Source organism: Anabaena sp. UHCC 0451, from assembly GCF_034931405.1.
Taxonomy (GTDB): domain Bacteria; phylum Cyanobacteriota; class Cyanobacteriia; order Cyanobacteriales; family Nostocaceae; genus RDYJ01.
In genome coordinates this window covers 24,309-29,641 of record NZ_JAYGHA010000004.1, presented here as the reverse complement: position 1 = coordinate 29,641, position 5,333 = coordinate 24,309, and the positions used below count along the sequence as shown (strand labels likewise).

Below are 5,333 nucleotides of genomic sequence, written 5' to 3'. Positions count from 1 at the left end.
TAGCGAAGCGTGGTGTAGCCATATCATAATAAACAAAAAATCCTTAACTTCCTACAAACTATCATTAAATAACATCCTGAAAATCCTTAAATCCTGGTTATCCTGATTTAGACAAAATCTCACATCTCACGCAAAGTCGCAAAGACGCAAAGGAAAACCAGAAATTTAACAATCACATCCTGAAAATCCTAAAATCCTGGACATCCTGATTCTGACAAAAAAAGACGCAAAATCAAACCATAAATTTAACAATCACATCCTGTAAATCCTAAAATCCTGGACATCCTGATTCTGACAAAGTTTAATATTAGGTTTCACGCAAAGACGCTAAGGAGCAAAGACGCAAAGGAAAACCATAAATTTAACAATCACATCCTGTAAATCCTAAAATCCTGGATATCCTGATATGGCTTGCGCCACGCTACGCTATCAGACAAAATAATAATATGCACTATAAATATACTATCCCCACCTTATTTATCCTATCCTCCCTCACCCTGACACCACCAGCAACCGCCCAGGGTTTATCATGCAGTAAAGAAATAGATACTATAGCCGAAAAAATCACGGTTTTAATTGATAATGGTAAATACAATGGTTCGGGAACTTTAATCAAAAAGGATGGAAATACTTATTCTGTTCTCACTGCTTTTCATAATTTCCGAGATCAGAATTTAAGATATACCATTGTCACCCCTGATGGACAACGTTATCCCATTAATGTGCAGAATATCAAACCTCTGGGAACTGCTGTAGATTTAACGGTGGTGCAGTTTAGCAGTAATAGAAGTTATCAAATTGCTAAGTTGGGTAATTCTGATGTGGTTAAACGTCGGGATAATGTTTATGTGGGTGGTTTTCGTCCCCAAACTGGTAGTATTCCTATTCCTCTTTATGACTGTTTTAATGGGGAGGTTTCGGCTAATGCTAAACAGGTGACTGTGGATGGTGGTTATAACTTGGTTTATACTAACCAGACTGTCAGGGGTATGAGTGGGGGACCGGTGTTAAACCAGCAAGGTGAGGTAATAGGTATTCATGGCCGGGGTGATGAGTATGAAAATAGGAATCATAATAGATATGCTGGTGTTCCTATTAATACTTTTATCAGACTTTCTACGGGTGTAACTGCTAAACCTAGAGGTGGGGGGTTAACTGCGGATGATTATTTTGCTTTGGGTTTCGATAAGCGAGAGAAAGGCGATAATCGTGGGGCAATAGTAGCTTATAGTGAAGCTATTAAAATCAATCCTAATGATGCCGATGCCTATTTAGGAAGAGGAAATGCCCGTTCTGATTTAGGAGATAAGCAAGGTGCTATAGCAGATTACAACCAAGCTGCAAAATTATATCAACAACAAGGTAAAATGAAGATTATCAAGATGCTTTGAATAGAATTAAAAAATTACAATAACGGTGATTTTGTCTGAATCAGGATATCTAGGATTTCAGGTTTTACAGGATGTGATTGTTAGATTTATGGTTTTCCTTTGCGTCTTTGCTCCTTTGCTCCTTTGCGTGAAACCTAATATTAAACTTTGTCAGAATCAGGATATCCAGGATTTCAGGATTTACAGGATGTTTTATCCCCGACTTCTCACTTTATTTTTTAATCTTCAGCAGGATGAAAAAAGAAATTGGATATCTTTGCACCAGGATTTTTGATATTGATTGTTTTTTATGACTCTGTGAGTTTTAAATCTGACCCTATATGCCGACACAGATTCCCACTATAATTTAATGATAACCTAAACTAGAAAAATGTCAAGGGGTTAAATCCTTTAATTCTGGATATCCTGATTTAGACAAAATCTCACGCAAAGACGCAAAGACGCAAAGGAAAACTAGAAATTTAACAATCACATCCTCGTGTTAAAGTTCTAATGATTGAATCATCTTTTCTGCTGTTGGTAAAAACTTATCATAATCAGCTATTGTTGCGGAATAAGTAAATATATAAGCTTGATTTTCTCTCAATGTCATTACATAGAAATTTTTGATATTTTTATCCCCATTTTTACCAGTAGCAATTATTGTTCTCCCTGGTTTATTAGCGACAATAGTTTTACCTTCTTCTATTACTGAACCTGCTTCTAAATGATTTTCTATATCCTGGATATGCAGTTTTTGATAATTATCTAATGTTCCTGAATATTGAGAAATACTAATAATCAACTTGGCATTTTCTTGAGGTTGAATTAATGTCAATATTTTTCCTGAAAATGGTTCTGCTGATTCGTCTCTTTGCCAACATTCGGGATATTTAATATTCAGATTATATTCAGTATTTTGATAAGTTGCTAATTTTCCTCCACATTCGGGAAAACGACGGTTGAGAAATAAAACAACAGCAATTGTTATTATTAATCCTGTAAATGCAACTTTCAAAAAAAGAGGATTAATTTTAGGTAATTTCAATTTTTTATCTGAGATGTTTTCCAATGCTGTTAACGCTGATTTTGCAGTGAGATAACGGTCTTGATGACGATAACTCACCATTTTATCCAACACATCTGCAAGTTTATTACTAACTTTAATATCATTACGCCAAATCAATTTTCCTGTACGACTATCTACTGATAAATTTATAGGATGTATCCCTGTAATTGCTTGAATACCAATCATCCCTACAGCATAAATATCACTGCTAAATACTGGATTTCCATCAGCTTGTTCTTTTGGTGTATATCCAGGAGTACCAATAATTGTACCATTTTGTGGTTGTTGATTTCCTACATATTGAGTGCTGATTTCTTTGACTGCACCAAAATCAATGATTACTATTTTTTTGTCTGTTATCCGTCTTCTGATATTTTTTGGGTTTAAATCACGGTGAATTACTTCTTGCTCATGAATAATTACTAAGACTTCGATAATTTCTTTGATTAATTTAATCACGAAATCTTCATTCAGAGGAACATTATTCGGTAATTCTTGTGTTAAATCATGTCCTGCTATATATTCTTGAACTATAAAAAAATCTTGATTTTCTTGGATATGTGCTAAAAGCATTGGTATTTGTGGATGTTTACCAAGTTGGTTGAGGGTTTTTGCTTCGCGTTCAAATAATTCTTTAGATTTTTTTAACAGTTCTGGTTCTGTGCTTAATGGTGTAAAATGCTTAACTATACATTCGTTAGGTTCTGGTATTTGGGTATCTATGGCTAAATAAGTCGTACCAAATGAACCATTTCCTATCTTTTCAATGATTTTGTAACGTGCTGTAATGATTCTACCAATCATCAGATTCACCCCTCTACCCAGAATATCATATACCTATTTTAAATCATTGGCGATCGCAATTTTACGGAAAACTGGGAAATTAGATCCCCCCAACCCCCCTTAAAAAGGGGGGCTAAGAGAAAGGGTATGAGAAGATGGAAATTGGGATACTGTGAAAATTCACAAATGAGATAGAATAGCTATAGAAGTCTGTTAAACATATCATCCATTATTAAATATGACTACACAAATATTATCTACACCAGAAGTCTATCAAGGTCAGTTTGGAGAATTTACAATTACGAAAAGCGATCGCACAGGTGTTATCATCTATCGTACAGGTTTAATGATAGCTGCAATTAGTTTTGCGATTGGTAGCGGTTTAGCTTTATTTTATCCCCATGAACCTGCTGCAATTCAAGCTATTACTCCGCTTTACACCTGTTTTAGTTTAGCTTTAGGTGTGAGTTTATTTACTATTCACATCTATATGAAATTACTGCACCAAATTCTCCAGCTTTTCTGGATAATTGGCAGTATTTCAGCTTTGATTTTTGCACATTTTGATAGTCAACCTTTTGCAATTACTGTTTATAATCAACCTCTGACTTTATTTGGTGTTGGTTTCACATTTGCAGCATTAACAGGTATTTTCTTTAAAGAAGGTTTTTGTTTTCATCGGTTAGAAACTAAAATCCTAACTCCCCTAGTTCCCTTGCTTTTGTTAGGACATTTAGCGGGGATTTTCTCAGCACAAACAGAACAGGTTTTATTAGGAATTTGGGCAATTTTATTTCTAGTCTTTGCGTTGCGGAAAACAGTGCAAAATATTCCTGATGATATAGGTGATAAATCAGTATTTGATTATTTAAAAAATCAAAAATTAGCCAAACAATAAACTCTTACCTCTGCGTCCTCTGCGTCTCTGCGGTTAGTTAAAAAAAATATATAAAGAAAAAGGAAAAATAATTGATACAAGAAAGAGCATATTGGTTAGCTTGGTCGCAAATTTCGGGAATTGGTCCAATATTCTTACAAAGACTCAACCAGCATTTTGGTAAATTAGAAACAGCTTGGAAAGCAAGTCCTGCGGAATTGCGAAAAGTAGAAGGTTTTGGATTTCAAACATTAGAAAAAGTCGTCCAACAGAAAAGCAGGTTAAACCCAGAACAACTACTTATTCAACATCAACAAATAAACCCGAATTTCTGGACACCAGCAGACGCAGAATATCCACAATTATTAAAAGAAATTCCCACACCTCCAGCAATTTTATATTATCGTGGTGAAGTTGATTTACAAGAAAATGCAGCACAAAAACCCTTAGTAGGAATTGTGGGAACTCGTCAACCTACAGAATATGGAATTAAATGGACTCGTCAAATTAGCACCGCTTTAGCAAAAAATGGTTTTACTGTGGTTTCGGGAATGGCCGCAGGAATAGACACGGAAAGTCATACAGCAGCAATGAAAGCGGGAGGAAGAACAATAGCGGTTGTGGGAACAGGTGTAGATGTCATTTATCCCTATAAAAATAAAGATTTATATAAAGAGATTTTGAAATCTGGGATAGTAATTAGTGAATATCCTGCAAAAACTGCACCTAACCGTACCCATTTTCCCCGTCGAAATCGCATTATTGCTGGTTTAAGTCGTGCGGTATTAGTGATGGAAGCTGGAGAAAAATCAGGTGCTTTAATAACTGCGAATTATGCAAATGAATTTTGTCGAGATGTTTATGCTTTACCGGGAAGAGTGGATGATGAACCATCTCAAGGATGTTTAAAATTAATTAGTCAAGGTGCAGGTATAATAAATCAACAATTGAATGAATTATTAACGATGTTGGGTGCTATTCCCCAAATAGATGTAGAGACTCCAATAGTTAAATTTGCTTCTTTATCTCAACCTACTCAACCTCAGTTAGAACCAGAATTACAACAGGTAATAAATACCTTAGCTGTTGATGCTTTACCTTTTGATTTTATTGTGCAAAAAACAGGTATGGATGCGGGTTTAGTTTCTAGTTCTTTATTACAGTTGGAATTGATGGGTTTAGTTTCCCAACTCCCAGGAATGCGATATCAGAAATTGTAGGTGACTGGGGAATT

Annotated in this window: 4 protein-coding genes; 3 read left to right on the top strand and 1 reads right to left on the bottom strand. The window is 35.1% G+C overall.

The genetic code is table 11. The annotated features are described in order from the left end of the window. Window positions 1–446: 446 nt before the first annotated feature. Window positions 447–1,391, top strand: a complete 945-nt coding sequence (locus tag VB694_RS04050; RefSeq protein WP_323359031.1) for a trypsin-like peptidase domain-containing protein — start codon at window positions 447–449, stop codon at window positions 1,389–1,391. A gap of 481 nt (window positions 1,392–1,872) precedes the next feature. On the opposite strand, the gene VB694_RS04045 is transcribed toward VB694_RS04050, so the two are convergent. Next, the gene (locus VB694_RS04045; RefSeq protein ID WP_323359030.1) at window positions 1,873–3,243 is read right to left on the bottom strand and encodes a serine/threonine-protein kinase; all 1,371 of its coding nucleotides are present in this window, start codon (window positions 3,241–3,243) and stop codon (window positions 1,873–1,875) included. Between the two features lie 217 nt (window positions 3,244–3,460). Between VB694_RS04045 and VB694_RS04040 the strand changes: the two genes are divergently transcribed. Then, window positions 3,461–4,120 carry a DUF2301 domain-containing membrane protein gene (locus tag VB694_RS04040; RefSeq protein ID WP_323359029.1) on the top strand — a complete coding sequence of 220 codons (660 nt, stop codon included), beginning with the start codon at window positions 3,461–3,463 and terminating at the stop codon, window positions 4,118–4,120. Window positions 4,121–4,191: 71 nt separating this feature from the next. Further along, window positions 4,192–5,319, top strand: a complete 1,128-nt coding sequence (dprA, locus tag VB694_RS04035) for a DNA-processing protein DprA (RefSeq protein ID WP_323359028.1) — start codon at window positions 4,192–4,194, stop codon at window positions 5,317–5,319. The last annotated feature ends 14 nt before the right edge of the window (window positions 5,320–5,333 follow it).